Annotated in this window: 16 protein-coding genes; 7 read left to right on the top strand and 9 right to left on the bottom strand. The window is 57.4% G+C overall.

Annotated features, from left to right (window positions below):
• Positions 1–7: 7 nt before the first annotated feature.
• Positions 8–688, bottom strand: a complete 681-nt coding sequence (locus RBB77_RS15870; protein ID WP_353062715.1) for an AraC family transcriptional regulator — start codon at positions 686–688, stop codon at positions 8–10.
• A gap of 176 nt (positions 689–864) precedes the next feature.
• On the opposite strand from RBB77_RS15870, the gene RBB77_RS15875 reads away from it, so the two are divergent.
• Entirely contained in the window at positions 865–1,272 is a 408-nt protein-coding gene (locus RBB77_RS15875; RefSeq protein ID WP_353067646.1) for an ester cyclase, read from the top strand.
• 108 nt (positions 1,273–1,380) lie between these two features.
• Here the strand turns inward: RBB77_RS15875 and RBB77_RS15880 are convergent, their stop codons facing one another.
• Positions 1,381–2,319: an MBL fold metallo-hydrolase gene (locus RBB77_RS15880; protein ID WP_353062716.1), complete on the bottom strand. Its 939-nt coding sequence runs from the start codon at positions 2,317–2,319 to the stop codon at positions 1,381–1,383.
• Between the two features lie 213 nt (positions 2,320–2,532).
• Between RBB77_RS15880 and RBB77_RS15885 the strand changes: the two genes are divergently transcribed.
• From RBB77_RS15885 to RBB77_RS15905, 5 genes are all read left to right on the top strand, one after another.
• Positions 2,533–2,913 carry an HPF/RaiA family ribosome-associated protein gene (locus RBB77_RS15885; RefSeq protein ID WP_353062717.1) on the top strand — a complete coding sequence of 127 codons (381 nt, stop codon included), beginning with the start codon at positions 2,533–2,535 and terminating at the stop codon, positions 2,911–2,913.
• A gap of 618 nt (positions 2,914–3,531) precedes the next feature.
• Entirely contained in the window at positions 3,532–4,791 is a 1,260-nt protein-coding gene (locus RBB77_RS15890) for an alginate lyase family protein (protein WP_353062718.1), read from the top strand.
• A gap of 59 nt (positions 4,792–4,850) precedes the next feature.
• Positions 4,851–5,048, top strand: a complete 198-nt coding sequence (locus RBB77_RS15895; protein ID WP_353062719.1) for a DUF1771 domain-containing protein — start codon at positions 4,851–4,853, stop codon at positions 5,046–5,048.
• 228 nt (positions 5,049–5,276) lie between these two features.
• Positions 5,277–7,094 (top strand): ABC transporter ATP-binding protein, encoded by a 1,818-nt coding sequence (locus RBB77_RS15900; protein WP_353062720.1) that lies wholly within the window; start codon positions 5,277–5,279, stop codon positions 7,092–7,094.
• 83 nt (positions 7,095–7,177) lie between these two features.
• Entirely contained in the window at positions 7,178–11,647 is a 4,470-nt protein-coding gene (locus tag RBB77_RS15905; RefSeq protein WP_353062721.1) for a glucoamylase family protein, read from the top strand.
• Positions 11,648–11,716: 69 nt separating this feature from the next.
• On the opposite strand, the gene RBB77_RS15910 is transcribed toward RBB77_RS15905, so the two are convergent.
• From RBB77_RS15910 to RBB77_RS15920, 3 genes are all read right to left on the bottom strand, one after another.
• On the bottom strand, positions 11,717–14,431 hold the full coding sequence (locus RBB77_RS15910; RefSeq protein WP_353062722.1) for a TonB-dependent receptor: 2,715 nt from the start codon (positions 14,429–14,431) through the stop codon (positions 11,717–11,719).
• 113 nt (positions 14,432–14,544) lie between these two features.
• The gene (locus RBB77_RS15915; RefSeq protein WP_353062723.1) at positions 14,545–14,922 is read right to left on the bottom strand and encodes a hypothetical protein; all 378 of its coding nucleotides are present in this window, start codon (positions 14,920–14,922) and stop codon (positions 14,545–14,547) included.
• An 89-nt stretch (positions 14,923–15,011) separates the two neighbouring features.
• A complete protein-coding gene (locus RBB77_RS15920) occupies positions 15,012–16,709 on the bottom strand; it encodes a 30S ribosomal protein S1 (RefSeq protein ID WP_353062724.1) in 1,698 nt (565 codons plus the stop codon).
• 126 nt (positions 16,710–16,835) lie between these two features.
• On the opposite strand from RBB77_RS15920, the gene RBB77_RS15925 reads away from it, so the two are divergent.
• Complete coding sequence (locus RBB77_RS15925) at positions 16,836–17,738, top strand: M23 family metallopeptidase (RefSeq protein ID WP_353062725.1); 903 nt, start codon at positions 16,836–16,838, stop codon at positions 17,736–17,738.
• Positions 17,739–17,771: 33 nt separating this feature from the next.
• On the opposite strand, the gene RBB77_RS15930 is transcribed toward RBB77_RS15925, so the two are convergent.
• From RBB77_RS15930 to RBB77_RS15945, 4 genes are all read right to left on the bottom strand, one after another.
• The gene (locus tag RBB77_RS15930) at positions 17,772–18,212 is read right to left on the bottom strand and encodes an SRPBCC domain-containing protein (protein WP_353062726.1); all 441 of its coding nucleotides are present in this window, start codon (positions 18,210–18,212) and stop codon (positions 17,772–17,774) included.
• A gap of 327 nt (positions 18,213–18,539) precedes the next feature.
• Positions 18,540–19,169, bottom strand: coding sequence for a DUF4126 domain-containing protein (locus RBB77_RS15935; RefSeq protein WP_353062727.1), 630 nt, complete (start codon positions 19,167–19,169; stop codon positions 18,540–18,542).
• A 60-nt stretch (positions 19,170–19,229) separates the two neighbouring features.
• Positions 19,230–20,372: a dGTP triphosphohydrolase gene (dgt, locus tag RBB77_RS15940; protein ID WP_353062728.1), complete on the bottom strand. Its 1,143-nt coding sequence runs from the start codon at positions 20,370–20,372 to the stop codon at positions 19,230–19,232.
• Between the two features lie 68 nt (positions 20,373–20,440).
• The gene (locus RBB77_RS15945) at positions 20,441–22,534 is read right to left on the bottom strand and encodes a tetratricopeptide repeat protein (RefSeq protein WP_353062729.1); all 2,094 of its coding nucleotides are present in this window, start codon (positions 22,532–22,534) and stop codon (positions 20,441–20,443) included.
• Positions 22,535–22,626: the final 92 nt, after the last annotated feature.

Consider the following 22,626-nt stretch of genomic DNA (forward strand, 5'->3'; position numbering starts at 1 on the left):
ATCCTCCTCAAGAGGTCGAGTCCGCTCCAACCAGCGAACTGGAACGGAACGCTAATGGATCGATCTCGTATGCCTGACGAAAAGCATGCGAGAAGCTGCTCCGGCTCGAAAAGCCGACACAGCGAGCAACCTGATCAATCGACCCATCTGACGTAGCCAGAAGTTCCCTCGCACGGCTAAGACGCGCCGACCTCAACAGACAGATTGGCGTCTGACCAAAGGCCTTCGTAAAGCGGGAGGCAAAGGACGCGCGGCTCATCCCGGCAATCGAAGCCAGCGTTTCCACAGTAAATGGCTCCGAGTAACGATGAAGAATTGCATGCAGCGCCTTGGAGAGTCCTCTGTCGCTCAGTGCCGCAATCCACGGCAGAGGTGCGCCGCCGCGTTCGATCTTCCGCCGCAACAGCAGAATCAGGCACTGTTTCAACAGAGCTTCCGTCAGAGGCCGAGTTCCAAATTGAGGTCGCGCAGACTCCGCAAGAAGAACAATGAAATGCTCTCGCAACCCATCCGGCCCATCAAAGTGCTCAATCATCGGTTCACCCGATTGAGCAAAAAAACCCGGTATGCCGACGCCTTCAAAACGAATCTCTCCGCACACCGTAACGATGCCGGCGGGCCCCTCCCCCGCTTGAATCGTAGGAACACTCTCTTTGAACAAGGGCACCCGCAGCCGGCGGCGCGGCACACTGCCACTCTCCTCCGCCTTGTGGGCGCCTAAACTGTATATGACATTCGGAGGCAGCAGCACGAAGCTGTGCTGACGTACCTCCGGGAGCCTGCTTCGCTCAAGCCAGTGCCGCTCAAGACACGAGCGCCGCTCCGACACACAACCCACACCAATACAGCACCTACGAAAAGCTCATTCTCAACAACGTCTCTCAGTTCCACAAAAACTTCAACAACCGCGACTTCAGCAAAAACGGCGATCTTGTAACAGAAAACCTCCGCGTCGACTCCAACGGAACCGAAGTGAACGGCCGCGCTGCTTTTGTCAGTCGAATCGGCAGGTTCGTTGGACCGTTTCCCGACGTGAAGATCACCGATCTAACGACGGTCGTCGACGGCAATACAGCCGCCATTCGCTTTATCATCACCGGTACTCAGAGAGGCGATCTCCCCACCCCCGAAGGCGTCATTGCCGCGACCAACAAAAGCATTCGCGTGGACGGCACAGAGTTTTTCACCTTCGACAAAGAAGGAAAACTAACGGACCTGGTAACCGTCGAAAATCTCAGCCAGCTCGTACACCAACTCAAATCAACAAACTAAGCTTGCAGGAAAGCTGAGGGGAACAGCGATCTCAGAGACTCCTCCTCGGAGATCGCTGTTCCGCTCTCTAACGTCGCAAATCTGCCTTTGCGCCAACTTCACCGCCACTCAAACAAACTCCCACCCATAGCTACTTCCCTTCCGCGTAATCCGTCCCGCAGAGCTATCGCTAAAGTGGCTGCTGAAATAAGTAGCCCCCGTCTCAGCCGCACGATCCAGCAAGATCAGTCGCGAACCACGCGACTCAGTCGGAAACTCACAAAACATCGAAGCCATCTCCGGCTGGTAAATCTCAACCGGATGATGCAGCACATCGCCGCCGAACAAGGCCTCTTCCCCCTTCGATCGAAGAACGATCGCAGCATGATCGATGCTGTGCCCTGGAGTCGGAACAAACGAGATCCCCTCGAGCACTTCTCTTCCATCGACTTTAATTAACTCATCCCGCCCAGCCTCGAGAATCGGCGCCACACTATCCAGATAAGTCCCCCGCGTCGGAGTACGCACGGGAGTTCCCAGATTCACCGCCGAGCGCACAGCCTCCGCGCGGCCGTCTTCATAGTGCAGGCCCGCGCCATATCTCTGTTCCACCGCCGAAAACATATACGTGGCATTTGGAAACGTAGGAACCCACACTCCGTCCTCATCCATTCGCGTATTCCACCCAACATGATCCGCATGCAGATGCGTCAGGAGCACATAATCCACCTCCTCCGGTTCCACACCTTCAACGCCGAGCCGATCGAGAAACGGAGTATCAAGCTGATGAAAGATTGACGCCGAAGGACGATTCTTCCCATTGCCAATTCCAGTGTCAATCAGGATGGTGTGCTCGGGCGTTCTCACAAGCCACGTATGCACGCTCAGAACAATATTCTCCTTTCCAGACGACCCAACCCTCGGCGCAATCCCGTCCGGACACTCGTTCAACACCTCAGCGCGAAAGCCGGGCAGCAGAGTCGCAAGACTGAAGCTCTCAAGATCCACCTCATGGATCTTCGTTACCGTCACATCTCCGATCCGGTAGTGCTTCGCCTTGCTGGTCATAGCGCAACCTCACTCGCTCTCCTCAAACGTCCCTCCCGACGACCGCAGAGATGCGAGGATCTTCAAGATCGACAAGTTTAACGCTTGTTGCCACCAGAGTGCCACTGGAGAGAAACTCGCTCCACCCATAACTCCGCCTGTGCAAAAAAGTCGGCCACTTAAAACCGCCCTGCCGCGTCTAAAGGTGCATGTAAGTGAGAAGGAGTTTAACGAATGCAGATTCAGATCAGCAGCGATAAAAACATCTCAATGCACAAAAAACTCTCCAACCTAATCCATTCCGACCTTTATCGGATCCTCGACCACTTCAAAAACGACATCACCCGGGTTGAGGTTCATCTCAGCGACGAAAACGGAGACAAATCAGGAGCGCAAGACAAACGCTGCCGCCTCGAAGTTCGTCCTAAACGCCATCAGTCGCTGGCCGTCACCAACGACTCCTCCGACATCCCCACCGCAGTCACCGGCGCCGCCGCTAAGATGCAACGACTCCTGGTCAGCACCTTCGGCCGCATAGAAGACAGAAACCGCTCCCTGACGACCAGAGCCAGCGGCCAGGGTCAAAATCTAGTTCTCAAACCCGAAGCCCTCTAAAAATCTGTCAAGCCCCAAAACCGCAAATCCCCGCGCCAGACAAGAACATTCGCATGGCGCATGAGTTTCTATCGAATTGATAAAATAGAAACAGGACCAATAGAAGCCCCGGCTGAGCCGGGGTTTTCTATTGTTGCTAACGCAATAAATACGTTGGCTAACCCAAGGCTTTGTGCTGCGGTAGCATGGCTGGCATCAGCACCGGAAAGTCCAGACATAGCATGTGTCGAGCATGTTGGAATAAGCACTGGCCCAAAAAGAGTTCCGTAGGGCACGAAATTCCTTCAAATTATCGAACGTGGGATGTCTGTTGCTTCTGCCTGGCGAAACATAAAGATGGCATCGTAATTTCGAGAAAGCCCGATAACCGAGAACTGAAATGTCGCCCCCAAAAGCCAACGACATTGGGTTAGTGAACGTATTTGCCCTGCTAACTCGTTGATTCAAAGTATTTTGCAAGCAACCTATTTATTTACAATATTTTACAGCAGCATACCGTCTGCAAGCTATTGATAAAAAGAGCGTTACGCACAAGATACCCTTGGAGGGGAGGGGGGTACCCCTCTCAACCGATCCCTGAACTTCGTGGTAACCTGCCGCCGGAGAGACTTGAGCCCGATGACCGTCACCCGTCGCACCTTCTGCTCCCAGGCCGCCACCCTCCTCCTCACTCCCCATCTCCTCTCCGCCCAAACCCAGCCTCAGACCAAACCCCCAAGCCAACCCACCGCCCGCCCCGACGTCGCCGCCATCGACCACGACCGTATCCTCGCCCAGGCCAACCGCTACCTCACCCAACCCCCGTTTCCCCTCACCGCCTTTCCCGCTCCTCGCAGTCCCGGCACCCCCCACGATTTCTACTCCGAAGCCGAAGACTACTTCCCCGACCCCGCCAACCCCACCGCACCCTGGGTCCAGCACACCGCCCCCAACCCCGACGCCTTCACCGCCCATCGCGATGCCCTGCTCAACCTCGGCCTCTACGTCCCCGCTCTCGCCGCCGCCTACCTCCTCACCAGCGACACACGCTACGCCCAACAAGCCGCCGCCCACCTCCGCGCCTGGTTCGTCGACCCCGCCACCAGCATGACCCCCAGCATCCTCTACGCCCAGACCATCCCCCCCGCAAAAAATGGACGCCCCGAAGGCGTCGTCGAAGCAGTCCACCTCGCTGAAGTAGTCCAATCCCTTCCCTTCCTCATCAACTCCGAAGCCCTGCCCCCCGAAGAACTCACCACCCTCACGAAGTGGTTCACCGACTACTTCGACTGGCTCAACACCTCGCGCCTAGCCGGCCTCGCCCGAGACACCAAAAGCCACCTCGGAACCTCATGGCTCCTCCAGGCCGCCGCCATCGCCCACCTCACCGAGCCCAAAGACGACCGCCCCCTCACCACCCTCCGCCACCAGTACAAAAGCTCCACACTCCGCGCCCAGATCGTGGCCGACGGCACCTTCCCCCACGAACTCACCACCCCAAACCCCTACCGCAACACCCTTTTCAACCTGGACATGCTTGCCGCCATCTGCCTCCTCCTCTCCACCCGCTTCGAGAGTGTCTGGGACTACGAACTCCAGGACGGCCCCGGCATGCACACCGTCATCGCCCGCCTCTATCCATACTTCCTAAACCGCGGCACCTGGCCCTACCGAGCCGACGCCACCTACTTCGCCTCCCTCCCCATCCGCCCACCCAGCCTCCTCTTCGCCGCCCGCGCCTACGATCGCCCCGAGTACGTCACCCTCTGGAAGACCCTCCCCCCCGACCCGCCCAACCTCGAGCTCCAACGCACCTTCCCCATTCGCCAGCCCATCCTCTGGGTCACCCGCCCAAAGCCCTGGCTCACCCCAGCCACCCCCACCCCTCCAAAAAACTAACTATCAACAAAATCTCTTCAAACCCACCACCCGCATCCAACCAACTAAGGAGTACCATCATGCCGCAAAGCCCGCACGACCGCGCCGCCGAGTATCACAACAAAGCCGCCCACGCCCACTCTGCCGCAGCAACCGCCCACGGCAAAGGCGATCACCTCACCGCACACGAGCTATCCCAACAAGCCCATGAGCACTCAAAAAAAGCCTTCGAATTGTCGAAGGAGGCATCCTCGCAAGCAGCCTCCAGCAAGCACTAGTTCTCTCTTCCCACAAGTCCGTCGACCGCCGCCTTCTGTCTCAACAGGCTCAATGTTGGAGCCCATCCTTCGCACCCCATTCGACGAACTCTACGCACCAACAGCCGCCGTGTAATCACTGACCCACAATGTATCCAACACCTGATAGCTTTACTGCATCCAGTTAATCCAGACATACCTTCTATGTGACTCTTCCTTACTCTTTTGCAGTCTCACTTTAGGAGCCATTTGAAAGACCGTGTGAATGCTGCGAGTCCATGGCGCGATCGGATCAGCGCTCTCCGAAACATGCCTGCCGTTCTGCGTATCCTCTGGCAGTCAGGACGAGCCGTCGTAACCTGGGGGCTATTCCTTCGCGTCATCGTCGCCACTCTTCCCTTCGGCATCGCGAAGATAGCTGCCTACATCCTGAACGACATCGCGGAAGTGATCCGCGGTCACGCACTCGCGCCCAACTTCTGGAAGCTCGTCATCGCCGAAGTAGCCCTCAACGTCTCCCTCGGCCTCATCACTCGCGCCATCGACTACTCAGACTCGCTCCTCGCGAATCGCTATACGCAATACGTCAGTGTCCGCGTCATGGAGCAGGCCGCACGTCTCGACCTCACCACTTATGAAGACCCCGTCTTCTACGATCGCCTCGAACGCGCTCGCGTCCAGGCCACCGATCGCCTCGCAATGATTCAACAGCTAGGTCGCCTGGTCACGCAGATCATCACGACCCTGGCATTTTCAGCGGCGCTCGCGTTCGCCTCCCCTTGGCTGGTTCTCCTTCTCGCGCTCGGCGTTCTTCCATCGTTCCTCGGCGAAACCCACTACGCCTTCCTCGGTTACGCCAAAAACTTCCGTCAGACTCCCGCCAAACGCCAGATGGACTACCTGCGACAAGTAGCCGGTAGCCGCGAAGGCGCAAAAGAAGTAAAGCTCTTCGGCCTGAACAAGTTCTTCACCGGAAGATTTCAAGCGCTCGCCGATCAGATCTACCTCGAAGATGTAACCCTCTCAAGGTCAAAGCTCATCGTAGGTGGTCTGCTAGGCGTCATCGGCACCCTCGGATACTACGGAGCCTACGTCTACGTCATCTGGCGTACCCTTCACGGCGCCTACAACATCGGTGAATTCGGATTCCTCACCACCGCCATCCAGCAGGCCAGCTCCAACCTCCAGCAAGTCTTCTCCACCGCCTCCGGCATAGCCGACCAGGCCCTCTTCCTCACCGACCTCATCGCCTTCTTCGACATGAAGCCGACCGTCCTCTCCAAAACCGACGGCCTTCCCGCCCCAGTTCCAATCCGAACCGGCTTCGAGTTCCGCAACGTCTCCTTCACTTATCCCGGCACCAACCGAACCGTCCTCAAGAACTTCAACCTCACCCTCTCTCCCGGAGAAAGAATCGCGCTCATCGGCGAAAACGGCCAGGGCAAGACCACCGTCGTCAAACTCATCACCCGCCTCTACGACCCCACCGAAGGCGAGATTCTACTCGACGGCATTGACCTCCGCGAATACGTCCTCGAAGATCTCCACCGCCACATCGGAGTCATCTTTCAGGACTTCATGCGCTTTGAGATGACCGCACGCGAGAACATCGGGGTCGGACGAGTTGATCAACCCTATGAAGACAGCGACATCGAGGTCGCCGCCCAGAAAAGCCTCGCCGACACCGTCGTCGCGAAACTAGCCGGCGGCTACGACCAGATGCTCGGCCGCCGCTTCGAAGGTGGCGTGGAGCTCTCCGGTGGAGAGTGGCAAAAGATGGCCCTCGCCCGCGCCTATCTCCGCGACGCCCAACTCCTCATCCTCGACGAACCAACCGCTGCCCTCGACGCACGCAGCGAACTCGAAGTCTTCGAGCGCTTCGCCGAACTCACCCAGGGAAAGATGGCTCTGCTCATCTCTCACCGCTTCTCCACCGTACGCATGGCCGACCGCATCGTCGTCCTCTCCGGCGGTCGATTGATCGAAGAAGGCAATCACCAACAGCTCATAGACAAAAATGGGCTCTATGCGAGCATGTTTGAGATGCAGGCCGCAAGCTACAGGTAGGCTCAACACGGCATCTCAATCAGCACTAACATATTTGAACAAAATCACTCGCCTTAGCAGCAGAACAATACGAGAAAGGTTCCATGGCACCATCATCAGAGAATCCGCTCACTGCAGAACACGCATTACCCCCCACCGCTCCGGCACTGGAGATGCCGACTGCAGGCCTGCCCGAAAGACCATCGGTCTCAGACGAGGAGCTGCGAGAGCGCGCCAACGCACTGAGTCATCAATGGGAGATGGTTCCGGCCAGCACAAAATCTACCGGCCTCGCAGCACGCCTCACCAGCCTCAAGCAGCGACTCGCCGAAGTCCTCCGCACCTGCCGCAAAACCGCCTCCATTCATGAGCTCACCCCCGAACTCGAACTCCTCGAGAGCACCCGCATGCTCGAGTCCGCGCTCATCGCGGGAGACAACACCGCCGAAACTTTCTCAACTCTCCCTCACGTAAGAGTCAATCAAAACGAGGAGCTGCCACGAGCCATCAACCTCACTGAGGGATATCTCGTCGCGGCAAAAGGCATCTGGTCCGACGAGTCACTCACCGTCTACGTCCAGCAGGCCCAGCAGCGCGACGCCCTCCTGCTCGAAGAGATCACAGTTCTGCCACAGGCTCTGAAGCTCGCACAGCTCGAATACATCCTCGACCGCGCCGAAGAAGCCTTCGCCGCCGGCCCCCTCCCGCCCATCGAGCAGTCTCCCTTCTCCGCAATCCTCCACAGCATGCGCCGCCTCAATCAGTTCGAGTGGCGCAACGTCCTCGAGCCTCTCATCGCCTTCGACTCCATCCTCCGCCAGGACCCAGCAGACGTCTTCGCTCACATGGAGGACGAGACCCGCCACAACTATCACATGCGGGTAGCTGAACTCGCGCACGACGCGGACGCCACCGAAGTTGAAACCGCGCAGATCGCCCTTAGGCTCGCACGCGAAGCCTTTGCAACCTCCGATCCTGATCCCCGCCTCGCAATGCGCACAAGGCACATCGGCTACTACCTCTTCGCCGAAGGCCTCCCTGCTCTAAGCCGTCGCATCGGATACCACCCGCCCCTCATCGAACGCACCCGCACCTTCATCCGCCGTTTCAACGAAGACTTCTACATCCTCGGCATCTTCACGCTCTCCTGCCTTCTCATCGTCGCCATCATCGCGCCGCTCGTCCCTCATCACGCCTTCTGGCCGATCATAGGTACACTCCTGCTCGCCCTCCTTCCCGCGACCCAGGGCGGAGTCGATCTCATCAACAACACCGTCACCGCATTGATGAGTGCCCAGTCTCTCCCAAAAATCGATCTCTCAAAGGGCGTCCCGGACGACGCCATCACCCTCGTCGTTGTCCCCACACTCCTCCTCAGCGAGATCCAGGTCCGCGAACTCTTCGACGAACTCGAAGCCCGCTACCTCTCCAATCAAGACCCCAACATCCACTTCGGCCTACTCACAGACCTGCCCGACACCAAAGCTCGCCCACTCGACGAAGACTCCAACTCGCTCGCCAAACTAGCGGTCGAGTGTGTCGAACATCTCAACGCAAAGTACCCCCGCGCAAAAGGCGGAGCCTTCTTTCTCCTCCATCGCTACCGCGTCTTCAACTCCCGCCAGGGCGTCTGGATGGGTTGGGAGCGCAAGCGCGGCAAGCTACTCGACCTCAATAAATTTCTACTCAACGAACTCGACAGCTTCCCCCTCAAAGCCGGACCAGTCGAAGCCCTGCAACACGTTCGCTACGTCATCACGCTCGACTCCGACACCCAACTCCCACGCGGCACCGCAGCCCGCATGGTCGGTACCATGGCGCATCCGCTCAATCAGGCGATCGTCAACCCACGTCTCCGCATCGTCACCCAGGGATACGGCATCCTCCAACCGCGCGTAGGCGTCAGCGTCTCCTCCGCATCACGCTCCCGCCTCGCGTCCCTTTACTCCGGCGAAACCGGCTTCGACATCTATACCCGAGCAGTCTCCGACGTTTATCAGGACCTCTTCGGCGAAGGCAGCTTCGCAGGCAAAGGCATCTACGAGGTCGCAATCCTCCACCAGGTGCTCGACCGTCGTTTCCCTCGCAACGCTCTCCTCTCTCACGACCTCATCGAGGGCTCCTATGCCCGCGCCGGTCTCGTCACCGACATCGAAATCATCGACGATTACCCCTCACACTACTCCGCCCACACCCGTCGCAAACATCGCTGGGTGCGCGGCGATTGGCAGATCGCCCGCTGGCTCTTCGCCGATGTCCCCGACGAATCCGGCAAATCCGTTCCCAATCCCATCAACACCATCTCGCGCTGGAAGATCTTCGACAACCTCCGCCGCAGCCTCGTCGAACCAGTAACCTTCCTCCTTTTTCTCCTCGGCTGGTTCATCCTCCCCGGCGGCGCGCTCTACTGGACCATCGCCGGCGTCGTCCTCCTCCTCCTCCCTGTCCTCGTTCAACTAGCCTTCAACCTCGGCCGCGCCTTATCCAAACTCAGCTTCGTCGGCGCTCGCGAAGGCTTCTTCACCTTTGGCGCCTCGTTCGGCTTCACCATGCTGAACCTCACCTTCCTGCCTCACCACATGTTCCTCGCCATTGATGCCATCGTCCGCTCCCTAAGCCGCACCTTGGTATCAGGCAAGCACATGCTCGAATGGGAGACAGCCGCGCAAGCCGAATCGGGAAAATCCCGAACACCACTCGACATCTATCTCCAACTCTCGCCCGTCGCCGCCCTGGTTATCGCCGTCGCCCTCGCCCTCACGAACATCCGGTCTCTCATCGCAGCCTCACCTGTCCTCATCCTCTGGGCCATCGCACCTCTCGTCGCCATCTGGCTAAACTCACCGGCAACCCGCGAAGAGGGCCCCCTTACTACAGAAGACACCCACTTCCTTCAAAAGCAAGCACTCCACATCTGGCGATACTTCCACGACTTCGGCGACGAGAAAAATCACTGGCTCATTCCCGACAACGTCGAAGAACAAAACAGTCTTCAAATCCGAAAGCTCTCCCCCACAAACCTCGGCATGCTCTTCAACGCCCGCCAGGCAGCCTACGAGTTCGGCTTCCTCACCCTACCCGAGTTCGCCCAGTCCACACTAGGCACACTCAATACCTACGACCGCCTCGAAAAACAGCGCGGCCACATCTACAACTGGTACGACATTGAAACCCTCCGCCCCATCCCACCGCACATCGTCTCCGCAGTTGACAGCGGCAACCTCGCTGCCTCCCTCTACACGCTGCGCACCGGTGCGCTCGATCTCCTCAAGCGCCCTCTCCTCGACCCGGATACCTTCGCGACCTTGAAACAGATGCAACACCCTTCCGTCAAAGCAACGCCCACACTCGCGCCTGCTGAACCCGCAGCAACAGCCGTAAGATCACATCTCCGATCCATCCCACAAACCCCAAATCACAACAGCGACGACTGGTTCACCAACGAGGTTTCCAACCGTCTCACCGCGCTATCGGTCTTCGCCGAGCAGTACACCCCCTGGCTCCTTCCCCAGTTCGACGCCCTCTTCGCTCCACCTCAACTCGACGGCTCCGAACACAAAATAATCCCCACCCTCCTCGATGCGGCCGACTTCGTCACCGAGTTGGAATCGAAGCTCTCCGGTGCATCACGCGACATCCCCAGCGGCTCCGCGCTCGCCACCTCCGCCACAGAACTTCTCGCCCTACTCTCCACCGCCAAAAGATGTCTCGCCCAACTGAAATCCGACTTGACCAAAATCGCCAGCGAAGCAGAGCGCCACGCCGACGCCATGGAGTACGGCTTTCTCCTCGTCGAATCGCGCCAACTCCTCTCCATTGGCTACGACGGCATCACCCACGAGCTCCATTCAGCCTGTTACGATCTCCTCGCCTCCGAGGCTCGCATCGCATCTTTCATTGCCGTCGCAAAGGGCGACATCCCGCAGCAGTCCTGGTTCCGCCTCGACCGCTCCCACGTCCTCGTCAACGGACGCGCCGCTCTCCTCTCCTGGACCGGAACCATGTTCGAATACATGATGCCCTCCCTCTGGATGCGCACCTTCCCCGACACTCTCATCGCGCGCTCTCTCGAATCCGCCGTCCGCATTCAAAAAGACCACGTCCACAACAGCCCCTGGGGAATCTCCGAATCCGGCTTCTCCAAAAAAGATCCTCAAGGTCGATACGGCTATCAGGCCTGGGGCATTCCGAAACTCGCACTGAAGTACGGAGCCGAAGACGGCCCTGTCATCTCGCCCTACTCCAGCTTCCTAGCGCTCCCTCTTCTTCGCAAAGACGCCATCACCAACCTTCGGCGCATGGCATCCATGGATTGGACCGGAGCCTATGGCTTCTATGAAGCAGCCGACTACACCCAGAGCAATCAACCCGAATTAGTTCGCTCGTGGATGGCGCACCATCAGGGCATGTGCCTTCTCGCCGTGACCAACCTGCTCAAAAACAACATCGTGCAGGAGTGGTTCCACGGCACGCCCCGCGTCCGCGCCGCAGAGCTTCTCCTGCATGAAAAAGCCTTGAGCAAAGAGACCCTCAAGGATCTTGAGAAGCAAACGAAGTTACAAGCCGCGGAATAACCACCCACACCAGAAAAAAAATGGGCAGTGGAATCATCCACTGCCCATCCATCGTTCTAATCGTTTCTACTAGAAGTGGAAACCCAACTCTGCCGTCAGAGCACGCGGTGTGACATAGTGCGTACCGCTGAAGGTCGAGAGGAAGTTATAGAGTGCGTACTTGTTGGTAATGTTCACACCAGTCAGACGAAGACTCCACTTGTTCTTATCCCCGCTGAACAAGTTATCCTGGCCAATCGAAGCATCAAATAGACTACGCTCCTGAATCCTTGGAGGATTCTTGTCATCGTTTTCCGTTCCCGGTGCAGGAATCGAAACCAGCTTCGAAGTAAGCTGCGAAGCAAGGCACTGATTGCCCGGGATGCCAACAAACGGAGTAGCCTTCACACCGTTGCAGGTCAGCCCAGCCTGGAACTGCTGATCAGGCGTCAACCCACTCAGATCGATTCCCGGCTGCCCGTTGATTGTGATTGACGGGCCACCGTTCGCCGGATTGCACAAACTGTTCGGATCAGTCACGTTGTAGCAAGGTACCGAACCCGCAGTCAGACCGCTGTCAAACCGCCAGTTGAAACCAACCCACGGGCTGTGCTTTCCAGCTATCTGATACTGCACATGCGTCGTCTGGTTGTAGCGCTCGTCGTGGTCGATACGGAACGGAAAACCGCCATTCCCCACTGTCGCGCCTGCTCCAGCAACCTGCGGCGGGAAGAACCGCGCAGCCACTGAAGACATCACAACAAACGCTGAGAGATTGTGGAAGTTAGGAACATCAGCTCGCAACGCGAAGCCAGGAATTTTCGAGTTGTGCCAATCGATTGGGAACGTAATCGGCGTGTTGCCAAGCACACTGAAGTCAAACGCATTGTGCGTGTACTTCCATATGTAATCGCCACTGATCACAAAGTTTTTTCCAAACGCCTGTTGCAAACCCGCGTGAAACTCATTGCGGTAACCGGGCTGCAGATTTCCCGACACGCCAGGAGTGCAAAGCAGAAGCGGTGAGAGCACCTCATTTCCGCAACCCTCGCTCGAAAGCACCAGGTTTTCATTGAACGGAGTCTCGAGCGTTCTCGCATACGACAAACGCAGAACCGTATTAGTCTGCTTCACGCTATAAGCTATGCCCACGCGAGGCTCCGCCTGACGCGCAACCGTCAAACCGTTATAAAGATCCCCGCGAATACCAACATTGAAGAGCCAGTTACCCGCCTTGATCTGGTCCTCAACATACAAGGCGACTTCCTTCACATCGGTCCGGCCGATGAAGTTGAACTGCCCACCGCCACGAGTCAAATCGAACGGCAGCAGAACCGGATTGAAGGCAAGCGTTTGAGATCCCAGCGTCTTGGCGAGCATGCCGTCGTTCGGAAACAACCCCGCCGCCGCGCACTGCGACGGATCGGTAAATCCATTCACAGGATTCGCCGCGCCATCCGTACAAGGAGAGTTGAACGTATTTGCGACCACACCCAGCGTGTCACTCTCCCGCAAGAATGTCTGCGAGTAGTTAGCGCCAACCTTGATGTTGTTGATCCCCTTTACATACGAAAAATCGGTATGCACTCCGGCATTCGTAAGAGACCTTGTCTGGGAGATCGTCTGGTTCTGCAGATTGGGTGGCCCGAGATCGGCCAGCGGGTTTCCGCTCGGATAGTAGTCATACTGATCCTTACGAATATAAGGACCGAAGTTGAAGACTGAGTTCGCCCCAATCGTTCGCGTATAGGTTGGTGCGATATCAAAGGTTCCGATCTTCGAACGCTGGTCCGTATTACCAACATTTCCGAAGATAGGATTCGCTCCCCCACCGCCGCTAATCACGTTCTGCACATTCAGATTGTCGAACGCATTTGGCGTCTGAAACCACGAACGGCTGTAGTTCAAATTCAAATGGATCGAATCGACAGGCGTAAGCTGCCGGTCTATACGATCGAACACATTAGCCTCATTGCCCTTGTCGTGGAAGACCGTAAACTCAGGAGGATCGAGGAAGCGCCCGGTATTCAGACCATCGACCTCAATAAAATTCCCCCACTTCTCTCCGCCATAACTCAAATCGACTCCAGCGGTCGCCGACCCGAACGTCCCATACGATGTCGTCACGCTACCGGTCGGCTTCCTCACCCCAAGTCCCGACCGCGTTGTCACCTGGATCACAAGACTCGTCTTACCGCCAAATTCAGCCGGCGGCGCTCCTGAGATCACCTCAATCGACTGGATCGAATTCGAAGGAATCTGATTCGAAAAGACCTTGCTCTGCTGATCTGTAATCGGTTGACCATCGATCGAAAAAGAGTTCGACGCATGGTCGCCGAGCCCATGGAACAGCCCATTCGAGTCCGCTGCAACTCCAGGCGACGCCAACGTCACCAGCGAACTCAGCGAAGACGACTGGCTCTCCAGCGGCAACTTGTCGAACAGTCCACGATCCACGTCAGTATGAAACGTCGAATCGTTCTCTACCAGATCGCTTCCCGTCACATCCACAACCGTCGAAGTCGCACCCACCATCAAAGTAGTCTTCACCGCAATTGGGACAAACGACCTGACCTGAATATCCTGGGTCGACGAAGCGAACCCCGTCAGCGAAACCACCACGTGATAAGGATTCAACGGCAGGTTCGTGAACTGATAATGACCCGAACCATCCGTCGTTGTGACTCGGCTGTAACCACTGACTGGATTCTCAATCGAGACAGTGGCCCCAGGCACAATAGCGCCCGTTGCGTCCGTGACCGTGCCAGCAACGGTACCAGCATTTCCAGCAGACTGCGACCACAAGCCCGTGCTACTGAAAACAAACAAAACTGCGAATAGTGCGAAAATGACCCGTCGTATTGACGTGTGCATACACAACCCCCTTGAATTTCAACCTGATTTTTTTGACAACCGTTCTAAGCGAGAACAGAGTCAACAGGCGGTGGTCGGGTGTAGAGTGCAAACGTAAAAAAAGTCTTCATCCGCGTCGGCGGATCGAAGACCTCAATAGCGGATACGACAGAGGCGACAGCCAATGTCACCGGCGGTTGGGCAACCTCGACAGCTACGTGCGCCGTGACGCAGAGCGCGCAGTCCGCATGAGAGATATCGCCAACTGGATGGGAGTGAACAGCCTGAACCGTCCCGGTCGCCAAAACCAGCAACATGCAAAGCAGCGCAAGGAATATTCTCCAGGAGCTCTGCACATTCGGTTTTGGCCCAAGGCTGAACACGATAAATCTAATATAGCGCGGAATCTTCACCGCAAAACGCATCCACAACCACCGCGCCAAACACCTCGTCTCCGCAATTCTCCGCAGCCTATTGAAAACGAAGGGTTAATAGCACATCACGCTACTGCGAATTTATTCTTGATAATCTTCTAGACCAACCGCACTTCCACCTTCTTCGTTTCGCGATCCAGCAGCGTAATCCGGAAGCTGCGAATCTGCCCCACCCGAACCGGCTCAGCCTTCGCCTCAGCAGCGCTCGGCCCATTCTTCCATCGCGCCGCCAGCATCGAGCTGAACGACGACAGATCCGGCGCCCCGGACTTCGCCTCTTCCTTCACCGCACCCTCCACCACCAACCCCGCCCGCGCACGAATCCCCTCACCCAGCTCCACCGTCCCGTGATCGCCCGATACCTCAATCAGCCGCCCCGTCACCAAATCTCCATCGTGATGTTCCGCGATGTACTCATCCAATCCGGTCGGCACCAACTGCTTCATACTCAACTTGATCTGCCGCTTCTCCTTATCCACATCGAGCACCTTCGTCTTCACTACCTGCCCCACGCGCAACACATCCTGCGGCCGCTCCACCCGCTTCTCCGCGCTGATCTCGCTGACGTGAATCATGCCTTCAACGCCCTCGGCCACTTGCACAAACGCGCCGAACTTCGTAAAGCTCGTCACCGGCCCCTCCACCTGCGATCCCACCGAAAACTTCTCCGCAGCATCCACCCACGGATCCCCCAGCGTCTGCTTCAGCCCCAACGACATCCGCCGCTCCGCCACACTCACCCCGAGAATCATCACTTCCACCACATCCCCCGGCTTCACCAAATCCGCCGGCTTCCTCACCTTCTTCACCCACGACATCTCCGAGATATGCACCATCCCCTCAACGCCCGGCTCCAGCTCCACAAACGCGCCGAAGTCCGTAACCCGCGTCACCGCCCCTCGCACTCGCTCGCCCGCCGAATACTTCCCCGCCACCGCATCCCACGGATGCGCCAGCAGCTGCTTCATCCCCAGCGAAATTCTCTTCCCCGCCGCCTCCACCTTCAACACCTTCGCGTCCACCTGCTGCCCTACCGTCAGCACATCCGCCGGCTTCTCTACCCGCGCCCACGAAATATCGCTGATGTGCAGCAACCCATCCACTCCCCCGATATCGACAAACGCGCCATAGTCGGTCACGCTGCGCACCGTTCCCGAAACCAAATCGCCTTCACGAATCTCCGCATACCGCCTGTCCTTCGTCGCGCGATCCTCTTCCTCCGCCACCGCACGCCGATCGACGACGACATCCTCCTCCGTCGCATCCAGCTTAATAATCCTGCAGCGAATCTCCTGCCCCACCAGCTTCTCCATCTCCGCGGCATCCCGCGCCCCACTACGCGAGCCAGGCATAAACGCCCTCACGCCCACATCCACCGTCAATCCACCCTTCACCACGCCCGTCACCGTCCCAACAATCACAGCCTTATCCGCAAACGCCTTCTCCAGCGCGCTCCAATCCTTCGGCTGCTCCACCCGCATCCGCGACAGCTCGTAGTATCCCTCTTCGTTCCGGCCCTTCACCGAAACCTGCAGCTTACTCCCCACCTCAACCGTCTCACCCGCGCTCTGAAACAGAGTCAGAGGCAACACGCCCTCCGTCTTATACCCAATATCGACGAACACCGAATCAGCAGACACCGCAACCACGGTCCCCGCTATCTGTTTTCCACCCTCGCCAGACCGCCGCGAATGCGTCCGCTCATACTGAGAAAGAATCGCGTCAAACGATTCGGTGGATTCTATGTTTTCAGGGGATTCGAACGATGTGGGCTCTGGTGCGCTGGGGTTTGACATGAAACGAGGCCTCATTCCTACTGATTCTGGCTAGAATATCACCGCGGCAACATCTCCCGCCCGCGCCGCCTTTAGCAACAATTCAGCTCGCCACCAATCCGCTCTCTCCCGTTACACTCACATCTCATGCTCCGTGCATTCCAACGAATCCTTACTCTCGCCGCCGCAATGCTCCTCTCCCTCGCGCCTCCAGCTCGCGGCGCCAACAAGCTCGCCGACAACGCCATCCAGGTCTCCCCCACCCCCTTAATGAACGGATCGCCATATCTCATCACCCTCTCACTCCCAAACGAAGCTCTCTCAGTAACCGGCGATTGGCAAACTCACCACGTTCTCTTCTTCCCGAACTCCGACCACCGCACCTGGTTCGCGCTCGCCGGAGTCGATGTTGAACTTGCCCCAGGCAGCTACCCACTCACCGTCGAAGCGAATCTCAAAGACGGAACCCACCAGACACTCCACCAGGAGCTGACGATCCAAACTGCGCCCTACCTCCAGGTTCCGCTATCTGTTTCGGACAAATTCGTCGAGCCCGCCCCCAAAGCACTCAAACAAATCGCCGCAGACAAGATCGTCAAAGACAAAGCCTTCGCTACCTCAGCCCCCACGCGGCAATGGTCAGCCAGCTTCCTCCCTCCCCTACCTCTCGCACCCGAGTCAGACTCCTTCGGCAACCAGCGCCTCTTCAACGGAAAGGTAGCGAGCGTACATCACGGCCTCGACTACCACGCGAAGCTGCACACACCCGTAGCCGCAATCAATTCAGGCCGCGTCGTCCTGGCACGTCCGCTTTACTTCGAAGGCGGCTGCGTCGTCATCGACCACGGCCTGGGCCTCATGAGCGTCTACATGCACCTCTCGAAGATCGAAGTCACCGTCGGCCGTCGCATTCGTCGCGGCCAGATCATTGCACTCAGCGGAGCCTCGGGACGCGCCACCGGCCCTCACCTCCATCTCGGGGTCCGTTGGCAAGGCACCTACGTAGACCCGGCAAAACTCTTCGAGCTCCAGATGCCATCGACACGCTAAACGCTTTCACTCCAGGCACCGATCAACCACGTCTCAGTGAGGCTTGAACGTCTTGCCTGTTTCGATCAGTGTCTTCAGACGGGAAAGAATACGTGGCCACCCATCCGCGGAAGTGGCGTAGGCCGCGTCACCCTCCTTCCATTGGTCGTGCGTCACAGAGACCTTGGTGGCCTCGCTCTCCGGCGCAAGTTCTATCGAGACGCGAGAGGTATCGTTGGAAGCGCCCACGGCAAATGTGTACTGCAGGAATTTAGGCGGGTCAGACTGGAGCACCTCGCCCCGAACATAGGCAGTACGTTTGCCATCCGGTCCAGAACCGATCCAGTTCATCGGACCGCCAGGTTTCAGGTCCGTTTCCAGCTCGGCGCCCATGAAGATGACACGGTTAGACTCAGGAGAGACGAAGCCCTCCCAAACCTTGTCGGGTGGTGCAGCAAAGTAGAAGACGAAGTGCAACGGAGTCTGATCGCTCACGCTAACCTCCAATGACCTTGAGTTGATCGTATTCACGTGCTCATCAGAAATCTGTCAAGCCCTTAAACCAACTAAACAATTCATTACGAATCACTTACGCGTGGCGTATCAGTTATCGCCAAAAAGCTATACTAGACATAGATGCGAAAAAGCCCCGGGCCAACCGGGGCTTTTTCGCGTTCAAGAGGTCCGCTAATGCCTAAACCCTTTGATAAGACGAATTTGGCCGCAACCCTTTTGCAATGACGAATTTACAGGAGAGACTACCCATCAAATAGCTGAAAATAAACGACTTATACGAGGGTAGTGGAGGGGGAGGGGGTACCATCACGGGAGCGGCTTCACCTGGCTCCGGCTCTCTTCAAGATCGGTGCCGAACAACCGGCGTAACGGCTTCTGTATAGCCCGAAGCAGCGCTCGCGCAGCCAGACCCGCAGCCACCAGACAAAGTAGAGCAGCCGAAGCAGCGATCACCGGATGGTGTGTAGCAAACCACGTCAGCCCAACGGCCACCACATCTTCCGACGTGCTCAGCGCAATATTGGATACCGGCTCCGGGCTCGGCGTGACCGCCGCACGCAGCGCAGTCTTCGACCCGTGCGCCGCCAGCGCCACCGCCGCACCAACCGCCGTCGCCAGAATCTGCATCTGCGGCGACAGTTGGGAGCTCGCGTGATACGCCACCAGCGCAGCAATCGGAATTCGCACCACCGTATGCAAACCGTTCCAGATCATGTCGAACGCCGGAATCTTATCGGCCACGAACTCGATCGCAAACATAATCCCGCACACCACCAGCACCCAGGTGTGCCCCAGCGAATCAAGTCCAGGAGGCAGTGCAACCCAATGCGTGCGAGCCAGCAGCCCAAGCGTCAGTACGGTGGCATAGATATTCAGCCCAGCCGCAAAGCTGGCTGCAATCACCAGCGCCGTAATGTTCGCCGGACTGAAGCTCATGTGGCTGAAAGTGTACCCCGTCCCATAAGAGGTCGTGCACTTTTAAATCGCTCAAAAGCTCTACCGACGCACAGCCCGCTTGATCTGCGCATATTGCAACAGAATGAAGCTGTCCGTCATTCCAGCGATATAGTCTGCCACCACGCGGGCCAGGCCCTGGTTCTCCACCGACTCGAAGTGGCTCACCGGCAGCTCCTCCGGGTCGTTGATCCAGTAGTCGAACAACGCCGTAACCACCTCCTCCGCCTTGTCATGCTCATGTTCAAGCGCCGGACAGGTGTAGAGGGTGTCGTAGAGATACTGCTTCTCCTGGAGACGCTGCGCTTCAACCTCAGGCGAAAACAAAGCGAGCCGGCTGGCGTGTCTGCGAATATCAGCCAGCGACTCCGCTCCAATCGCCAGCGTGTTGCGAGCCGTATTTTCAATCAAATCGTCGGTAAGAACGTTTTGCATCAACTGCAACGCTTCGTTGAACAGGAACTTCTCATCGACCCCGACATGCTCTCGTTCGACGGTCTTATAGCAGCGCGCGACGATCTCCACATGCTCGCAGATATGCCCAATCTCGAGCAGCCCGGACTCGACGCCGTCATCAAGGTCCGCCGTAAGATAGGAGATCTCATCTGCCAGATCGATCAACTGAGCCTCGAGCGGTGGTCTCTGATCCAGCAGAAAGCCTGCCAGATCGGGATGCTTCTCCACACTGTAGTCACGCGAATGCTTGATGATGCCCTCGCGAACGCCAAGCGTCAGGTTCAGCCCACGATGCGCGGCATAGCGCAACTCGAAGTGCTCAACGATTCGCAAAGCATGGATATTGTGATCAAAGCCGCTGCCATGCCTCTTCAAACAGCGGTCGAGCGCCCGTTCCCCGGCATGTCCAAACGGAGGATGTCCGATGTCATGGACCAATGCCAGCGTCTCGGCCAGATCTTCCTGCAGCCTGAGCGCAGCCGCAACCGCCCGTGCAATCTGCGCGACCTCAATCGTATGAGTCAATCGGCTACGAAAATGATCCGACGCGCGGCTCGTAAAAACTTGCGTCTTCCCCGCAAGTCTCCGAAAAGCGCGAGCCTGCACAATTCGCTCCCGGTCCCGTTGAAACGGAGTCCGCGAAGGCCGAAAAGGTGCCGGGTAAACGCGAGTCAGTAGCAGGTCGCCCGGTTCGGCGACGACCGCGCATCGATGCAGATCCGTTGCCATAGTCGACTCTAGTGTAAATGGCAAAGGCCTCTCGAGCTTGCTCGAGAGGCCTCACACTTACCCACTAACTACTTGACCGAAACAGTCCCGACCTTCGCCAGCTTCACGCGAGCGTTCTCAAGCTTATGCTCAACCTTCGCAACATCCGCAGGATCCGCATCGGCCGGCAGGGACCGGGAATACTCAGTCATCGACCGCTCCCACTGTGCCACCGCCATCTTCAGGTTCCCGGTCTTCTCATAAACCTCACCGAGATGATCGTGAACGGTGGGGTCGGTGTTGATCCGCTCGTTCGCTTTGCGAAGATTTTCTTCCGCCAACGCATATTGACCTGATTTGTAGTAAACCCAGCCAAGCGAGTCCAGAAACGCACCATTTTGCGGATCGAGTTCAACCGCCTTCCGAATCATCGTCAACGCCTCCGGAAGCCGAACACCGCGATCGGCCAGCATATAGCCGAGATAGTTGAGCACGGTAGCGTTCTGCGGATCGATGACAAGCGCCTTCCGGAACTCAGCTTCCGCAAGATCATACTGTTTCTGCTTGTCGTAAAGCGCACCTCTCAGGAACGCCACATAAAGCTTCTCGTCAGGCTTCGTGGCTAGCGCATCAGCGCTCGTCAACTCAGCAGACGCTTCCTGAAACCGCTTGAGACGCGTATAAATCTGGGCCAAAGCCAGATGCGAATCGCGCTCGTCCGCAGTTCCCTTTGTCGCGGCCAACTGCGCATTTGCCAGTGCGACACCTCCATCAACCGAACCTGTATCAGCGAGTTGCCCCGCATACATCAGCTGAATCCCATGATCATTCGGCATCAGCTTCGCTACTTCAGCAGCAGTCGCAGTAGCTTCCTTCCACTGGTGAGCATCGCGATACGCATCGATCTGCCCTTGATAACCACTCTTGACGTAATCACCACCGAGCGCAGCCATCTGCTTGTAGGCAGCAACCGCCTCTGCGGTCTTGTTCTCCTCGCGATAGATAATGGCTAGCCTATCCAGGAAGATCGAGCGATTCGCCTTCTCTCCATCCGTATATTTCCCATCCGGATGCGCAGTATCTGCCACCAGCTTAGTCAGGACTCCAGTCGCATCGTCATAGCGCCCCAGCGAGTCATAGATAAGCGCCTCATTGTAGGTAAGCTCGAGCGAGTCCGGAGCCAATGGCTTTGCCTTATCGAGTGTCTTGAGCGCTTCGTCGTAGTGGCCCTGTCTGCGTTCGATCTCCGAGATATGGATCTGCGACTGCGCGTCCTGCGGTTCAGCAGCAACGATGACATTTAACACCTTCAACGCCTCGTCCAGTTGACCATCAGCTAGTAGTGCATTGGCAAGACCGCGCTCAGTATCCAGATTGTCTGGCTCAAGATCCAGAGCTCGATGGTATGCAGCGATCGCGTCCTTATTTTTCTTCAGTTGCTCGTAACTCGCACCCAGAGCGAACTCGACGCGAGGCGAACGATCGTCAACCGGCACCGAACTAAGTACATCTGCAGCGCGCTTCGGATCACCCTGCTCGCTATAGAGCCGCGCCATATTAAGCGCAACTTCTTCCGAATTTGCGTCGATGCTCTGGGCTGCTTTGAATTCTGCCTCCGCCTTTCCCGAATCATGATTCAGACCGTAGAGCTGGCCTAACAAAAGATGAGTCTCCACATCGCCCGGTTTCAATTGAGCGAGCTTTTCATACTCAGCAATCGCCAGTTGAAGCATTTGGCCCGATTGCGGACTTTGCATGTCCCCGAGAGAACGTAGATAGACCTTCCCCAAGAGCGTATGAGCTTCTATGTCGTCAGGATTTTTGCTCACCTGGTCCTGAGCAGCCGTCACAGCCTCACGAATACGGCCAATTTTGAAATAGAGATCGGCCAACCCATCTTGGAGAAGATGCGAACTCGGATCGGCATCCAGAGCTAACTTGTACTGCTCCACCGCTTGTGTGGCGTAGTCCGACCGGCCCGCGTTAACCGCCATATCTTCGTAAAGCCGGGCCAGGCTGTAGTGATAATAGGAAGAAGCCCGATCAGGCTGAGCCGAAGTTGAGACCGGGATCTTCGACCCGCCTGGAGTTTGAGCGAACATGATGTGGGCCACAAAAAAAGCCGCGGCAGCGGGGATCAAACGAAAATCGCGAATAGAAGAGGCACGTAAAAAAAGCGTCATGAGTTCGTTTCCTGTGCCGACGGAATAAAGTTGAAGCGATGCTGCCAGACACTGGTTAGACGATCCCGCGTCCGGATTGGATGCAGGCAGCG

The organism is Tunturibacter psychrotolerans (assembly GCF_040359615.1).
GTDB classification, from domain to species: Bacteria; Acidobacteriota; Terriglobia; order Terriglobales; family Acidobacteriaceae; genus Edaphobacter; species Edaphobacter psychrotolerans.